Genomic DNA, 15,089 nt, shown 5'->3' on the forward strand with positions numbered 1-15,089 from the left:
TGGTTATCGTCACTTTTATTGTTTTAGATCAACCTTTTAGCATCGATTTTTTTAGGCCTTTATCGGTTGGCTTTTTGCCTAACCAGACACTGAGCACCGCTTTACGGAAGTCTTCACCTGGAGTGACAGCCAATTGCTGGCCATTTTTGTAACTAATCACCCCTTCACCGGGCACGCTCATTAAGGTGAATTGATCGCCAGACTTAATGGGATCAGAAAAAGAGTTGATCAAGGATTTAATACTGGCGGCAATCGGCTCAGTTTTGCCGTTTGTTGCCCGATCAAAGCCTTCATTTAAGGCATCGATCATTTTTTCTGAGGTGATCATATCTGAGGTAATATTAAGCCGAATCGCTGTTGGGGAGTCACTATCAATCACCTGTTGTGCTTGGGTGCTAGTGCTGGTGGTAAACAAAGAGCCGACATATAAGTCGATAAAAAACTTACTTCTAACTCCGGCGCCGTTTAACACCATAGTGCTGTTATTTAAAGTCACGTTTTCAGGCACACTGACACCTGAAATATCAACGGCAGCTGAGGCGCTGGCACAGACAAACATTAGGCTCGTTGCGGTAATAATGCGTTTAATCATGTCATCCTCCATTAAGGATTTAAAACCGCTGCCAATATGAAAAAGTAACTATTGGCAGCGAAAGAGCATTAGTAGATATCAATTTAAATACACTGACTAGAATGCGTGATTATACTCAATCCAATAGCTATCATCAGTGCTATCACTATTGTCAGTTTTATAGTTCACTCGCACGTTTTGACGCTTGTTCATTTGATATGCCAAAGATAATTCACCGCTAAAGCTGGCCATTTGTAAACCGCCATCCATGATGTCGTCACTCCATGACTTGCCTTGCATTTCTTCGGTATAAGAAGCACTTAAAAGCATCCACCAGTTATCATTAAAGGCATAACGGGCGTAAACCATACCCGTTAAAATAAGCGATGGAACATCAATACCACTGCTGGTTACCGGGATGTCAGTCGCAGTAATGTCTTGCATGTTATCGCCAACAACGACAGCACCGGCATACAAAATTGGCCAGATATAGAAGTTGTCAGTCACCGGAATAGTCATCACAGGGCCCGCTTGCACTACTGCCATGCTGCCATAAAAAGGATGGTCAGCTAGGATGGCGTCAATAGACCAACCTGTGCCATTTGTGGTGTTGATGGTGCCATAACGTAAACGGTACGAACGTTTACTGGTTTCATCATTAAATGTTGGTACTAGGCCGTAATCGGGATGATCTACCATGCCAGTAAATTGAGGGCTTTTATCACCTTCGTTAAAGACATTTTTCGCTTCGAAAATAATACCGCTTTTTTGACCTGAATCAGCGGTTTTTTCCGATAGCATTAATTGGCCTTTAATGTTCATGCCTTCGCTGCCGTATGATGCGCCAATAGAGGTGTAAACATCAGTTGGATTAGACATATCAATATCTGCTTCTGTGTCAGCAGCATAAGTTAAACCAGAAGTCATTGAAGCGAGTATTGCCATACTTAGGATGCGTGTTTTCATGGTAACTCCATTATTTTGTAATTAGTTTTTATGGTTAATTTTTATAAAACGTTTGAAGATTAACTCTGCGGGTACTGGCGATATTTGGCGCCAGTACCTCTACCTATTGAGCTTTACTGAGTTGGATAAGTACCAGCCATTAAACGGGTGTTGGTATATTTTTTACTAAAGAATACATAAGCATAAGCAGCATTAATGATGAAACTCGCTGCACCTGCTGCAAGCATGAGTTCGTCATTACGTGGGAGTGGTACCACGTTACTTTCGTACATGAATGGGCAGCTGAAGTAGTACATGAACGAGCCTGCTAAAGTGAATGCTCGAGCCTGTAACCAAGTGCCTTTTTTAATGAATAGCGCTGGTAATGTTGCAGCAATTAGCACCATCATTTGCGCCGTCGCAGAACCTGGGAAGTTGAGGTAAACAAACACAATATTCCAAACGTCGTAGGCGATAATCCAAAATGTGGTCATTGCTGGCCAAATCATGTCTTGCTGCTTACTTTTGTCTGAGAAAATTTTCGCCCAACCTGCAAGGGTGATAATAGAGAGCAAACCACCAATCGCATTGAGGATATTGGCAAGATTACCCATACTGAAATCTTGCATTACCGCTTCTGAAATATTAATAGCCAGGAATGCAGCAGCGCCGAATTTTGCCCATTTCATATCACCGACTTTAGTAAAGCGGATTAATGTGAATAAGGCTGCGGCACCAACAACTGAGTACAGTTTTACCCATTTGAACCAGTAGGTGATCTCATAGCTTGACCACAGTGGAATAAGCGCAATGGGTAAGATGAACCAAAAAACGTAGTTACTCCATTTGTAGCGTCGGCACATTTCGTTTAATGCAATTAAGCCAAATAGCACCAGTAATACGTGTCCATAAGCGCGGTATTCATACCATTTGTGAATGTTGAAACCATCGTCAGCTAAGGTGAAACGAATTTCTTCACTGTCAACGTAAGTTAATGTTGCACCATCAAAGTCATTAATCTCATCACCCGCTTGGCTGCTAATCACCACACCTGTGGCAGTTTGCTGCCAACGCTGGGTTTCGACTTTATTAAAGCCGCCAGATTGTTTAGTGACACTGACAAGATTGTTTTCAGCAAATTCCATTCGATAAAACAAGCTACCTTCGCCGGGTTTGCCGTCTCTGGTGCCTTGCCATATTTGCCCTGGTAGCGGCTGAGTTTCTACTTGATGATTAATGGCATCATCGGCGTTAGCAACGCTGGTAATGCTTACCATCATTAACGCAAAAACCGCGCTAAATAGTGTTATTAGTTTATGTTTCATAACAACGTCTCGTGTTGTATTAACCGAATACCGATGTGGTATTCGGTTGGAGGTGATTAGGCTGTTGCTAATTTCTTATCTTGAGCCGTTTGATCATCTTCTAATTCGCTGACTAATGGTGGTGGAGACTTTTCACCAAATGGTGGTTCACCATTTTTCTTCTGCATGGTGAAGTACCAAATTGCGAAAGGAACGTGTAAAGCAAGGTTGATGACGCCCCAGTAATACACGACGTTATCGTTGGCCCAACTGCTTGAGTCCATTAAAGGTGTAAATATGTCGCTGTTAGCACGAATAAGTATGTGGAACGCCAAGGTGTAAACACGTGCAATGAGATAGAGTTCAGGACGACCTTTGATAATTGGGTATAGCTCTGCCGCCATCAAGATACAGAATGAACTTGCGAAGAAAGCTGGGTTCTCGCCGAATACAAAGGCTAGGTTCCACGTGGTATAGAGGAAGTTCCATGCCGCTGTTGAATAAAACAGTAAATCGGTTGGTTTGTCTTTACCGATAACCCAGTAGACACGTTTACCATTTTTGTAGCGTGGGAAAGGAATAGTGATACAAAGAATGACACCACAAATGCCATTAAAATAGTTGCCGGTCACAAAGTCTTTTAATGTGGCTTCTGCAATATTTAATACCAATACGGCGTACAGTACTTTTAATACCCAGTCACCACGGAAGAACGCCAGTACCTTGTGTGGGTTTTGATGATATAGCCACGCGATACGGGCACCACCAACGACCAGTGCCGTGGGGATCAGTACGCTGACCGTTTTAACCCAACGGAACCATCCGTCAAGTTGATCTGCCCATAATGGGGCTGTCACTAAGGAAAGTAGCCAAAAAGCGGCGGTTAATCTTGGTGTTCGGCGCATACCTTCAACCAAAACGAGTAATAAAACAATATAACCTGTCATTGATACGAAATATTGCCAGACTGGGATGTCCATAATGCCTCCGAGAGCATGTTATTTAGCAATCTATAGCTCCTAACTGATGGAGCTATGTTTAAAAAATTCACGTTTTTGTTTAGTTCTTATTCGAATAGATCTTCAACACCCAAAGTTAGAGTAATAACTCTACTTTAGAGTCTTTACTCTAACTTAGGGTTTTAATTAGACCTTGATCTAAATCAAGTAATGATTCTGTTTTGGTTGTTACTTAAAGGTGTTTAGCTTGTTAATGTGACCGAGTTAACAGGTTGTTTAATCGCTAAATAAGTGACTATTAATTCATGGTTTCGTTAAATTTATATATTAGGTTGTCAGGATTTATTTAATATTTTCAGTAGATTAGAGGTTATATAAATTACTTATGTGTGTGGGAGCCACTTTGGGAAGGGAATCGCTTTCAAGCGCTATGGGGCGGGATATATATTGACTATTATTGTAAACATTTTAATAACAATTTTACTTTTAAGTGTGGGTAAAAAAGGGATTGTGACTGTGGCTGTAGTCATTGTAGTGAACAATTTTTGGACATTGAACGTAATTTATTTAACAACTCAGTGCTGAGAGCAGTTATAAAGCCTCAAATTGCCGCAGGCAGTTAGTCGCAGTTAGTCGTAGCTAGTTGCTGCAGTTGATGAAGCTTGATTTTACGCATCAGTTATTACTTTCGAGGAGCCAGTATGCCTAATATGAATAAAGTCATTCACCACCCAAAAGCTGCCAGCCAACATGGACTGAATACTTTCGAGCAATCAGTTTATAACGACAGTCAGCCGACAATAATTGGCGTGGCAGATTCAACTCATTATTTGGTGGGATTAGTGGACGCCGATAATAACTTCTCTGGACAGACTGCTGATAAGGCTTGTGCGGTAGTGAATTCACTTGCAGAGGCTAAGACACTGCTGCGAAGTCATTATTACTCAAGGGCTAATGTGGTATATCAAACAGCTTATGATGAAATGTGTGGTTTGGCTGCAAATGGTCATTATCACGAAAGCATAAAGCTATAACTTTATAGCAGGGTATCCGAATTGACGTTCAGTGCTTTGGCGTTATGTACTTTGACGTCAAGTAGTATGAGACCTGTGGTTTTGCAGCCAAAGGTAAACGGTCACGATTAACCAGCACAAAACATAAAGCTATAACTTTATAGCAGGGTATCCGAATTGACGTTAAGCACTTTGACGTTAAGTGCTTTGACGTTAAGCACTTTGACGCTAAGCACTTTGACGTTAAGCACTTTGACGTTAAGTACTTTGACGTTAAGTACTATGAGACCTGTGACTTGGCAGCGAGTATTGTTAGTTATACTCGCTGTAATAGCTTTAACCCAAGCTAGATAAGTTAAGTTGTGAGTTGGTGCTTACTTACATTCGCTTGCCTTCTACTTACCTTTTACTTACCTTTTACGATTTTGGGGGTTCAGTTATTTAGCTTATTGATGTGGTTAACAAGACGCATTAATGCGATTTCTGCCATTGGTTTTAGCGCGATACAGCGCGGTATCAGCAGCGCATAACAGGGCATTCGCTGTTCGAAACTGGCCATTGATTTCACAAGCATAGCCTTGGCTTACGCTAATGCTGACTGATTCATCCAAACCAATATCAATAAAAGTTAGGGCATTAATATTTTTTTGCACTAGCTGAGCTATTTGCTCCACCTCTGGAGCGCTTAAATTTGGCAGAATCAGTGCAAACTCTTCGCCGCCATATCTGGCCACGGTACATTCGTTATTAGGCACAGATGCTTTAATGGCGTTGGCGACTTTTTGTAAGCAGCGATCCCCAAGAATATGGCCATATTTATCATTAAAAGACTTAAAATGATCAATATCAATGATAACCACGCTAATGGGCCAACCTGCTTCGCTGCAGGCTTGCCAATGTGACTTCAAGTTAGTGTCGAATATACGTCGATTAGCTAAATTGGTTAAACAATCTGTGGATGCCCAGTGATGCAGTTGTTGGTATTCAACTCGAAACTTACTCAGATCACGAATAACAATCCCAAATAGCGGCTGTTTCATGGGCAAGTAGCTCACCGAAATTTCAACATCAATACTACTGCCATTATCGAGGTTAATTTTGGTTTCAGTGGGCAAATGCTTTAGGGGAATAGGCTTCATTTGTGATTGGATAATCATTTTTTGATACAGGCTTTTTTGTGGTTCGCACAAAAACGATTGCCACTGCTGCCCAACAAGCTCAGCAGCGTTATCTGCGCCCAGTAACAAGCTCTTGGCATGTTGATTGGCTATTTGAATAGCGCCAAACTCATCCACCACCACCATGGCTTCCATTAAGTGATCAACTAAGTTTGCTAGTGAGCTTGGTGTTTGGGTCACCAGTGGTGAGCTATCAGCTTCTGCCTTAGTCGTTAATGGCGCTTTTTTTAGCGGCAAATTTACCGCTTCTAAGTCGCCGCGCATGAATGCGTTTTTATTAATACGAGGCTGTGGCTCAATGCAAGGTTTGCTGTCTAGCGCATAAAAATTGGCAGAAAGATTTAACATAACGAGTATCCTTACTAGGGTCGTTATGGCGATATCTGAGGTCATTTCAGATTAAGTATCGACATAACAGGTATTTTCTAGTGGATACTCTACGCAGCTTTGATGTCTATAACCTTTCGTTAACCTTCTGATTTATACCTATGATTTTAAAGTGTTTAATTTTATATTTTTGTTTTTTTAATTTGTATTTTTAGGCAGGAAACTAGGTAGGTGAGTCGTAAATCACTTTCTTAAAATGTAAAATCAAATGTACTGACATACACGATATGTGCATCAAAAAGGCTGGCCGAAGCTTGCGTCAATTCAATCATTAACGTTAAAAACAGCACATGGCATCAACCGCGTGATGTTATGTGCTGTAACTGATTTTAGAGGGAGTTGGGTTTATCGTTTATCTTTATTGATAATTTGAGGATCAGGGCTGACAAGCATTAATGTGTTTTCTGCATTACTAAAGATAAACCGAAAACTGGCAGCGCCGCTGGCATTATCAAGATCAAGAAGTTGTAACATTTTACCATCATTACTTACGGTGGCCGAATCAATCAGCCCTGCAAAAGGCGCATCAAAAGCGGCGCCAACAAATTTAAGCCCCTTAGCGGTGTTGTCGATTAATTGGTAAGTAATGGTGCCTTTTTGTGTGACTTCAATCGGATTATTGCCATTGCTATAACTGAAGCACAATTTTCCATTATCTAAACTCACTGTTAATTCTATAAACTGAGCGATTCCGTTGCTGATTGACATGATCATGGTTCCTTTTTTTAGGGGGCGTAACTGCTATTAGTAACGATTACTAGTAACTGTCACTAGTAATTAGTTATTGAAATGCCCGCATTGCTGAGCAAGGCGATAAGGGGCTGATGTGCATCAAGTTCACCTAGACATTGCAATGCCGCTGCATAGGGTAGGCTGATGTCAGGATCTTTATTGGCGCTAAGTAGCGGCTCAAGCCGCGCCTTAGTTTGCTGGCAAGCTGTAGTATCACTGTGTGCGGCATTAAGCGCTTTAGCGGTCGCGTATTGGAGCATTTGGCTCGACGACAGCATGGCTGTATAAGATACATTGTTAGGTTGTTTAACTGAAATATCAGTGAATAACTTTATGGCTTGCAGGGATAGTTGCTGACTCCGATCAAACTGCTGCCCATAATAAAAATGCTTAGCAGCGGCCAAATAATAATTCGCCCATATCAAGTCGTGTTTGGTGGATTGCTGTAATTGATTATCTTCAGCAAGAGTCTCCGCTAAGGCGTCGCTATCAAAAGATAATAACTGCTGATTTTCAGGGCTGCTCAGTTCGAGTAATTTAAACATGGTGTAATATCTGTCAATTTGCCATTGTTGGTGTTGTGGATCTTGCTGTAGTGCAGTTGTTACAGCCTCAAATGCCAATAAAGCAAGCTCAAAAGCCTGTTGGCGATGGCCCTGAAAGACTAATAGGCTGGAATGATTTTGATAGCTAGAAAATAACCTGTCTAAGGCATAGGCATCAAGGGCGTTACCCTGACTCAATAAATCATGTTGTAACTGCTGATGCAGCTTAATCGCCGTATGTATATCCCCTTGAGATAGCACCGCAGTTGCCAGCCAAGAGCGAGTATCAGCAATGTCAGCCTGCAGTTGCTGATTATTAGGATCTTGAGATAAAGCGATATTTTTAAGCTGTAACGAGAGCTCAAAATAATTTTTTGCTTGGATGAAATCTTGCAGTTTTTGTGACACTGAACCTAAGGAGTTATGAGCGTAAGATAGCTCCATTAAGGCTTCGGTATTTTCAGGAGCTAAGTCATACATCATTTGGCTGTAACTAAGATATTGCTTAAACCAAACCTCAGTAGCAGCCCAATCACTTAGGTCATAATCAAGTTGCCCCAGCCAAAAGGCGTTGGCGCCCAATGTTTTAAGAATATCTAAATCTTGTGGTTGTTCATCAAGCAGTACTAGCAGCTTGGTGCGAGATGACAGCAGTGCTTGCTTGGCTTCGTCGACTTTACCGCGCGAGTAAGCCACTTCGCCTATGGCCTCAAGGGTTTGCGCATGCTGAAACCGTGCTTCAAAACTCAAGTTGTCATCATTGGGAGATGAGGCCTTGGTAAAGTATTCTAAGGCTTTGTTACTGATGCCATCCAGTAAGTCCATACGGCCAATGCCGCGCATTTTATCGGCGAAATCCCCGACCATAAACCCCAGTAAGTTTTCTGCTGCTAAACGTTTATCTTGCGCCATTTGCTCGGCTTTATAGCTGCTGATACTGGCAAAAATAGAGGTCAGTGTCAGTACCAGTAACAGTGAGATAGTGAAGGTTTTTTGCCAGCGCTGGCGTTTTTCATGGTTATTGGAGGCGCTGATTAATGCCAACTCTTGTGGTGTTATATCTTGAGCAAACAGTGGATTATGTTTAAGTGCTTGGGCTTCTTTTAGGGGTTTTCCTTCTGCTAGCAAATAGGCTTTATGTTTGTTTTCTGCCAGCCAGCGTTTAGTCAGATGATGTAAGCGACTTTTTATTCGCAGGCTATCATTGTGTTCGTTAATCCAGGCGGTTGCCCGTGGCCAGCGCCTTAATAATGCTTCGTGAGCAATGCTGAAACAGGCTTGGCCATTTTGCAGGTGGGACACAAATAAGCGGCTATTGACCATAGCTTGGGTCAATGTGCGCTGCTCTTTGCTTTGCAGTTGTGACCAAGTTGCGGTGCGGCTGGTGATGGAGGTTTCATCCTCTCGCAGTGTTACCAATAGGGACAATACCTGTGGTAAGCAGGCTTGCTGTGAGACAGTTAATTGCGCCATGGCGTCATCGGCATTTTTACCAATTGCGCCTTCGATACCGCCTAATTGTTGGTAAACGCTAAACAGTAATTGATTGTCTTTACTGCGTTGCAGGTATAGCGCTTGCAGCATGTATTGCAACATAGGTAATGCATCAGGGTTACTGGCGGCCTCAGTACAGAGTATTTCATCTAGCGGCATTGCGGTTTCTGGATCGGCACTCCAAGTTAAATTGGCGGCAATGGCCGGCAGGCGGATCATTTGCAGTAATTCACTTCGAGAAGGCGGCGCTAAATCAAAATGAGCCCCGCGATCTTTACCTGCCATTAAACTGGGATAAGTCATTAGTAATGGATAAAACTCATTACGACAGGCACTGATAATCAATACCGCAGAGGAGTTGGCCAGTTTTTCTAAGATCTCAATAAATGCATAACGTTGATCGTCAGCAAAAATAGGTGACGACAGTAACACTTCTAAGCGATCAATAAACAATGCCAAGTGAGTCTCGTTAGTGCTGCTGAGTTTGATGGCTTGCTGACATTGCTCAATAATGGTGGGCAGATCTGTTATTAGCTTGTGTGACAGGGTTTCGGCGCTGTCACCACTAAATACTGGAATATCGTTGATTTCCCAGTCCAGCATGATACTGGCCAGTTCGGAAAACAATTGTGTTTTAGCCACATTGGCAAAATCTAAATGGCTATAGCTAGCAACCTTTACCCCGTTGTAACCCGTATTAGCCATTAAATTGGGTATGATTCCGGCATTAATGAGTGATGATTTTCCGCTGCCGCTAGGGCCTAAAACTAAACAAAATCCGCGGCCATATTTAACTTGTACACTGATGCGGTCAAGCAAGGTGGCAATTTGTTTACTGCGACCAAAAAATACCTCGGCGTAATTAGCGCTATAGGCTTGTAAGCCCGGAAAGGGTGAGCCTGCTTGCCAGCTTTGGCTGTCGGCCACGGTTTCATGGCCAATGGGGAAATTTACCTTAGCGAGAGTGCGATAGCCGCGCTTGCGAATGGTTTCAATATAGCTGGGCTCAGTGGCTTTATCGCCTAATGCGCGGCGTAATTGGTTAATGATTTTGTGCAGTGGATTATCGCCAATATCGGCTTCTGGCCAGCATTGAGTGACAATCTCGTCACTGCTAAGTACCTCGCCCTGCTGTTGACATAACAGCAGTAATACATCCATAGCCTTAGGTTCAAGTTGTTTGGTTTTTTTACCTTGTCTAAGGGAATTGCTGTTAGGGTCAACCTGCCAGTCACCAAAGAAAAATATAGCTTTGCTCATTATTACAATCCGTTGAATGTCGGCTATTTTTTGATGCCGCGAGTAAAAAAAAACAGGGTCTTGAGATACAGTAAATGTATATTAGAGATTAGTTATATCAATAAATTGCTGGTTTTGTAAGCGTTAGCCAAGCAAACAGAGTGGATATCTTTATCAGCCGATTTTGCTTGGTTTTTACGCTGTAGATTTTGCTTGGCTAGTTTTTATCGCTATGGCTTTTGTCGCTAAGGTTATTATTAAACTTGTCATCACAGTTGTGATTAAAGCCGTTGATATCAATATCGCTGTAAAAAACACTTAGGTGGTTAGCTAGTTTGATGACGTTGCGAGCTGGCTTAAGGCCTGTGCGGTTAACATTTCAGTGTAAGCGTTTATTTTGACATGCTTTGGGCTCCAGCCTTTAATAAAGCGCTGAAAATCGGCCCATGCTATGCAGTATAAGGGGCGCCAAGTTTGTTCAACTTCTTTTGGATTAATATCTGGCTGGTGGATATTAATACTGTCAGCGATCTGGCTAAAATAGTAATCCAAGTATTGTTCGATTAGTTTAGGTGATTCAGTAAATGTCAGCGTACTGCTTAGCAGTAAAACCACATCTTTCATGCCACAACCTTGGCCCACATATTGAAAGTCGACCGCAGCGGCTTTGTCGTGATCGCTATTAAAACAAAAGTTAGCGAGTTTGGCATCGCCGTGAATTAGTGTTTGATAGGGCGTCTGTTTTAAAGCGCGATCGATCCTATTGGCTGCCATTTTTAACGGCTGATCGCTGAGTGCCTGTAATTCATCGGGGCGAGTGTCTAAATGCCAGTAGCTGCCTGTTGGCCATAGGCCGGTGGTATTCACGGTTGATGGCTGGCTAGTGGTACATTGATTAGCCATAAATTGGCCGTGAAAATGCCCCAGCCATTTAAGGCAGGCCAAAATAGCTGCGTGATCGGCATGGGTTAATACCTGATCGAACCCTAAAGTATGTAAGTCTTCAAGGATCAGTAAGGTTTCTAGTTCGCTGCGCTTAATGTATAAACATTGAGGCACGCTCTTTTCACTTTCACTTTCACTTTCACTTTTACAGCCACAGCCACAGCCACTGCCACTGCCACATAGCTGAGCGTAGTGCTGATACCAGTTAGCTTCAACTTGATAAGATTTGAGTTTACGTTGATGTGAAAGGGCAGTATTCCAGCCTTTGGGGTGCGACTCAGGTTGCGGCAGTTTAATATGTTTAACGATAACAGATGAATATTGGCTACCAGTAAGTCTAGCGCGAAATAGCTCACCATAACCGCCCCATAAGGATTGAATTACCTCAATATCACTTACGCTTTTAGCCTGCAGTGCTGTGGTAATACTGCTGATAACCGCTTTATCTATAGCCATTAAATCTTTATTTTCCCTTATTTATATTGCCGTCACTTCACATAGCGATAATCTAGCTATTGTGCCAGAACTTTGCTTAATAGCTAAAGTGATAAGCTAATCGATTGATAATTGTGCAACTAAAATGAAAACAAGTTATTGGTCGCAGTTTTTCAGCTGCAGTGATTGAATTTTATCCCCAATAGCGTAGTTTTAGCCTAAAGCCCAAACGAGAGTGGTTATATGAAGCCAGGTAAGAACAATACTAAATTGCTTAAACTCGCAATGGAAATTGGTGAGGGTTATGCAAAACGTCGCGGTTTTGAAAACTTTGGTGTTGGTATATCGCCAAAAGATAAAGTGGAATGTATTTATCGTTTGTTAGTGCAAGATGGGCTAATTCAAGGATTAGCTGAAGATAATGATGATGGTCCAAATCGTAAACACAAATTGATTTTGTGGATCAGTCGTCAACTCCCTGAAGATCATCCCCTTAAAAACTAACCCATGGGTGAGTTGCTTCGTTATTCCAATTACGTAAAAAGCCGAGATGTTCTCGGCTTTTTTAATGGCGACTGGACTGTAAAACTTATCCTTTCACTTCGACTTCAATGTCAGTTTCTTCTGGTGATTTCATCACATCTTTAGGTTTAGTGACACTGCCCACAGGTGGATAGGGCACAGTGCCTTTAAATTCATCACGGGTAGCTTCGCTGTAATTGGGAAAAGGTAAGGCATCGTTCTCAATTAACTGCTTTATGGTTTGCTCCGCTTGTTGCTGCACCTCGACATCAGCACTGCTGGCATTTTGTAGCATGACATTTTGACCCACTGGTGCAATATGAATATCTAACTGCTTTAAAATATTCAGTAAGTGAAAGTTTAAATCCTCAGCAATACCAAAATATTCATTTATATCACCGGTGTCGATATAGGCATTTACATTCACTACAAACGCATCACGCTCAATGGCAAGAAAACGTGCCCGCTGAGCAATCTCTAACACTCTGGGGTGTGACAATAATAATTTTCGCAGCTCCATTAACAGCATTTGCAGTTGCTCTTTACTGGTATCAAGGCTAATGCGTAGATCGTGCTTATAGCGGCGGCGATCAATAACAGAGAAGTTTTCTAATTCTTGGGATGAAAATACCGAGTTAGGAATATGCACCACGGTGCGATCGAGTTTTCTGATCCGCGTTGAGCGTAAGCCAATTTCTTCAACCACTCCCATAGTGGTGCCAAAGCGGCAAAAATCACCCGGCTTTATTGGTCTTGCAGCATATAAGGTTAATGCGCCGAAGACATTTTCTAATGGTTTTTGCGCCGCTAAGGCAATGGCTAAACTGCCGACACCTAGGCCGGTTAAAATGGTGGCCATGTTGTAGCCAGAGCTTTCAAACCACATTAGGGCGATAACCACCACAATGATGATTTTTAATATTGCTACCATAGGCCTGAGTAAGGCCACGGAGTAGCTTTTATCTTGATCGTTTAATTGCTTGGATTTTATTGCGGAATACAATTCCACTAAACCTAAAATTAGAATGGTGTTGGCGATATACAGCAAGGTGCTGTTATCAAACCAAACCCTTGCCCTGATTGATAAACCTAATGACAGCGCCACATATTGCAAGCTGGTGAGGTATAAAAACCAGCGCAAGGTGTTGCCTGAAAAACGGGTTAATCCTGCCAGTTTATGTTCAAATTTAGCGGCAATGGTTTTGGCGGCAATGCTGATTAATCCGGTGGCGATCCAACCAAAGAAAATACACAGAATAAAGATCAGCAGTTGCCAGTTTTCCATATGGAACATACTGAATTGTGGTAAAACGTTAGCCAGTGCTTCGATTTGCGGGCTGTAACCATATTCGTCCCATAGCTCAGGGACTTTGGCGATCGTGGCGTTAGATATCTTCCAAATTTTGCCTTTTTTACCGTCTGGAACTCGCTGTAAATAGACCGGAACTGGACCTTTACTGGTTTCTAGTACCCCTAACAAATCACGATAGCTTGGCAGCTTGTCGTTAAGGTGGCCTTCTGGTTGATCGCTGATCTGCGACAGATCGAGGATGTTTTGCTTATTCCATAATATCGCCAGTTTACGCAGTAAATCGGCGCCATCTTCGGGATTAATATCTTTGGGGAGGTAACGCAGATCAATAAACTCAGTGGCAGCTTCCCAGTCGTTTTCTTGCACCGCTCTACCGATTTCAATGAGGGCTGATAAAGGTGTTTCGCCATCTCGGGCGAGGGTGAGTCCACCTTGGGCCTCGGCTATGGCTTCACTGCGCTTTTCTGCTTCAGCAACTTTTTTCAAATTGATATCGTCTGCAGCCATGACAGTTGGCGTTAGGCTCGACATCGATAACAACAAAAATGCAGTAAAAAGCGTTCGCCATGTTGTTTGCAGCATAATTTTATCCCTAAAAGCGCAATATCTATCTCAAATATATGTGTTTTAACCTCAGACCGCTAGGGCGATTTATGATGATTGGTTATTTTACTTAAGCGTTGACGCAGGATTGGGCTCAGATACTGACTTTACTTCAGCGCTGTTAACAGGTGTCAGGTATAGCCTTAATACTTGGTCAGACTTGAACTTAGGTTATAAGTCCATTTGGGTTGATTATGATAACCAAGATAACTTTTCATATGATACTGCTTCACAAGGTTTTGTTATTGGCTGGACAGCGTATTTTTAGCCTTAACTAACGATAAAGAGATGGATGGATAAAGGGCGCCCGAATAGAAGTCGTTGGCGCCTTTTTTGTGCCTTCATCTCATTAATTTGCTGGTAGCGGATTACCTTTTAACGAGATTGCGTATCTAAGTAAGGTAAAGCCTTCATCTTCATATTGCCTGATAAACGTCATGCCTAACTTTTTAATGATGTTGACTGACCCAAGATTCACGTCTACCACTTCGCCGTAGACGATATCTAAATCCATGTGCTGCTTTGCAAACTCAATACAGGCTTGATTTGCCTCAGTGGCATAGCCCTTTCCCCAAAAGTCTTGATGTAAACGGTAGCCGATATCGATAGCATTTATTCGCGAGTCATTTTTAAAACCACAAAAACCAATGACTTGATTTGTGGCTTTAAGAACTACAGCCCAACGGGCAAAGCCGAACTCTTTATATTCCGCTAACCATATCTCTTGGATAATATTTTCAGCATCTTTTAGCGTGTTACATAAGCCTGCATCGCCAGTGTAGCGGGTGACTTCTTCTGAATTAAACTCAAGCACAGCTTTTGCATCGCCAAGATTAAATTCGCGAATGATCAGGCGGTCTGTTTCGGTGATTATTGTCATTATGATCCTTATAAATTTTGCTATG

The 15,089-nt window shown here is 42.2% G+C and carries 12 protein-coding genes; 2 read left to right on the forward strand and 10 right to left on the reverse strand.

Annotated elements, in window-relative coordinates:
- Positions 1 to 28: 28 nt before the first annotated feature.
- The 4 genes from BM739_RS06630 to BM739_RS06645 form a co-directional block, all read right to left on the reverse strand.
- Positions 29 to 592: a chalcone isomerase family protein gene (locus BM739_RS06630; RefSeq protein WP_139326830.1), complete on the reverse strand. Its 564-nt coding sequence runs from the start codon at positions 590 to 592 to the stop codon at positions 29 to 31.
- A gap of 96 nt (positions 593 to 688) precedes the next feature.
- Positions 689 to 1,537 (reverse strand): hypothetical protein, encoded by an 849-nt coding sequence (locus BM739_RS06635; RefSeq protein ID WP_076538763.1) that lies wholly within the window; start codon positions 1,535 to 1,537, stop codon positions 689 to 691.
- 113 nt (positions 1,538 to 1,650) lie between these two features.
- On the reverse strand, positions 1,651 to 2,841 hold the full coding sequence (locus BM739_RS06640) for a DUF5692 family protein (protein ID WP_076538766.1): 1,191 nt from the start codon (positions 2,839 to 2,841) through the stop codon (positions 1,651 to 1,653).
- A 56-nt stretch (positions 2,842 to 2,897) separates the two neighbouring features.
- Positions 2,898 to 3,800 (reverse strand): hypothetical protein, encoded by a 903-nt coding sequence (locus tag BM739_RS06645; RefSeq protein WP_076538769.1) that lies wholly within the window; start codon positions 3,798 to 3,800, stop codon positions 2,898 to 2,900.
- Positions 3,801 to 4,480: 680 nt separating this feature from the next.
- Here BM739_RS06645 and BM739_RS06650 point away from each other — a divergent pair.
- Entirely contained in the window at positions 4,481 to 4,813 is a 333-nt protein-coding gene (locus BM739_RS06650; protein ID WP_083698085.1) for a DUF6482 family protein, read from the forward strand.
- Positions 4,814 to 5,250: 437 nt separating this feature from the next.
- Here BM739_RS06650 and BM739_RS06655 read toward each other — a convergent pair whose 3' ends face one another.
- The 4 genes from BM739_RS06655 to BM739_RS06670 all read right to left on the reverse strand — a co-directional run bounded on the left by BM739_RS06655 (position 5,251) and on the right by BM739_RS06670 (position 11,768).
- Positions 5,251 to 6,318 carry a diguanylate cyclase gene (locus BM739_RS06655; protein ID WP_175609495.1) on the reverse strand — a complete coding sequence of 356 codons (1,068 nt, stop codon included), beginning with the start codon at positions 6,316 to 6,318 and terminating at the stop codon, positions 5,251 to 5,253.
- 384 nt (positions 6,319 to 6,702) lie between these two features.
- Positions 6,703 to 7,065: a DP-EP family protein gene (locus BM739_RS06660; RefSeq protein WP_076538772.1), complete on the reverse strand. Its 363-nt coding sequence runs from the start codon at positions 7,063 to 7,065 to the stop codon at positions 6,703 to 6,705.
- A 62-nt stretch (positions 7,066 to 7,127) separates the two neighbouring features.
- The gene (locus BM739_RS06665) at positions 7,128 to 10,388 is read right to left on the reverse strand and encodes a winged helix-turn-helix domain-containing protein (RefSeq protein ID WP_076538775.1); all 3,261 of its coding nucleotides are present in this window, start codon (positions 10,386 to 10,388) and stop codon (positions 7,128 to 7,130) included.
- Between the two features lie 309 nt (positions 10,389 to 10,697).
- Complete coding sequence (locus BM739_RS06670) at positions 10,698 to 11,768, reverse strand: phosphotransferase (RefSeq protein ID WP_076538778.1); 1,071 nt, start codon at positions 11,766 to 11,768, stop codon at positions 10,698 to 10,700.
- 222 nt (positions 11,769 to 11,990) lie between these two features.
- On the opposite strand from BM739_RS06670, the gene BM739_RS06675 reads away from it, so the two are divergent.
- The gene (locus BM739_RS06675) at positions 11,991 to 12,251 is read left to right on the forward strand and encodes a DUF5062 family protein (protein ID WP_076538781.1); all 261 of its coding nucleotides are present in this window, start codon (positions 11,991 to 11,993) and stop codon (positions 12,249 to 12,251) included.
- An 85-nt stretch (positions 12,252 to 12,336) separates the two neighbouring features.
- Here BM739_RS06675 and BM739_RS06680 read toward each other — a convergent pair whose 3' ends face one another.
- Positions 12,337 to 14,163 carry a mechanosensitive ion channel family protein gene (locus tag BM739_RS06680; protein WP_076538783.1) on the reverse strand — a complete coding sequence of 609 codons (1,827 nt, stop codon included), beginning with the start codon at positions 14,161 to 14,163 and terminating at the stop codon, positions 12,337 to 12,339.
- A 370-nt stretch (positions 14,164 to 14,533) separates the two neighbouring features.
- Entirely contained in the window at positions 14,534 to 15,064 is a 531-nt protein-coding gene (locus BM739_RS06690) for a GNAT family N-acetyltransferase (RefSeq protein WP_076538789.1), read from the reverse strand.
- Positions 15,065 to 15,089: the final 25 nt, after the last annotated feature.

The organism is Shewanella sp. UCD-KL21 (genome assembly GCF_001957135.1).
Lineage (GTDB): Bacteria > Pseudomonadota > Gammaproteobacteria > Enterobacterales > Shewanellaceae > Shewanella.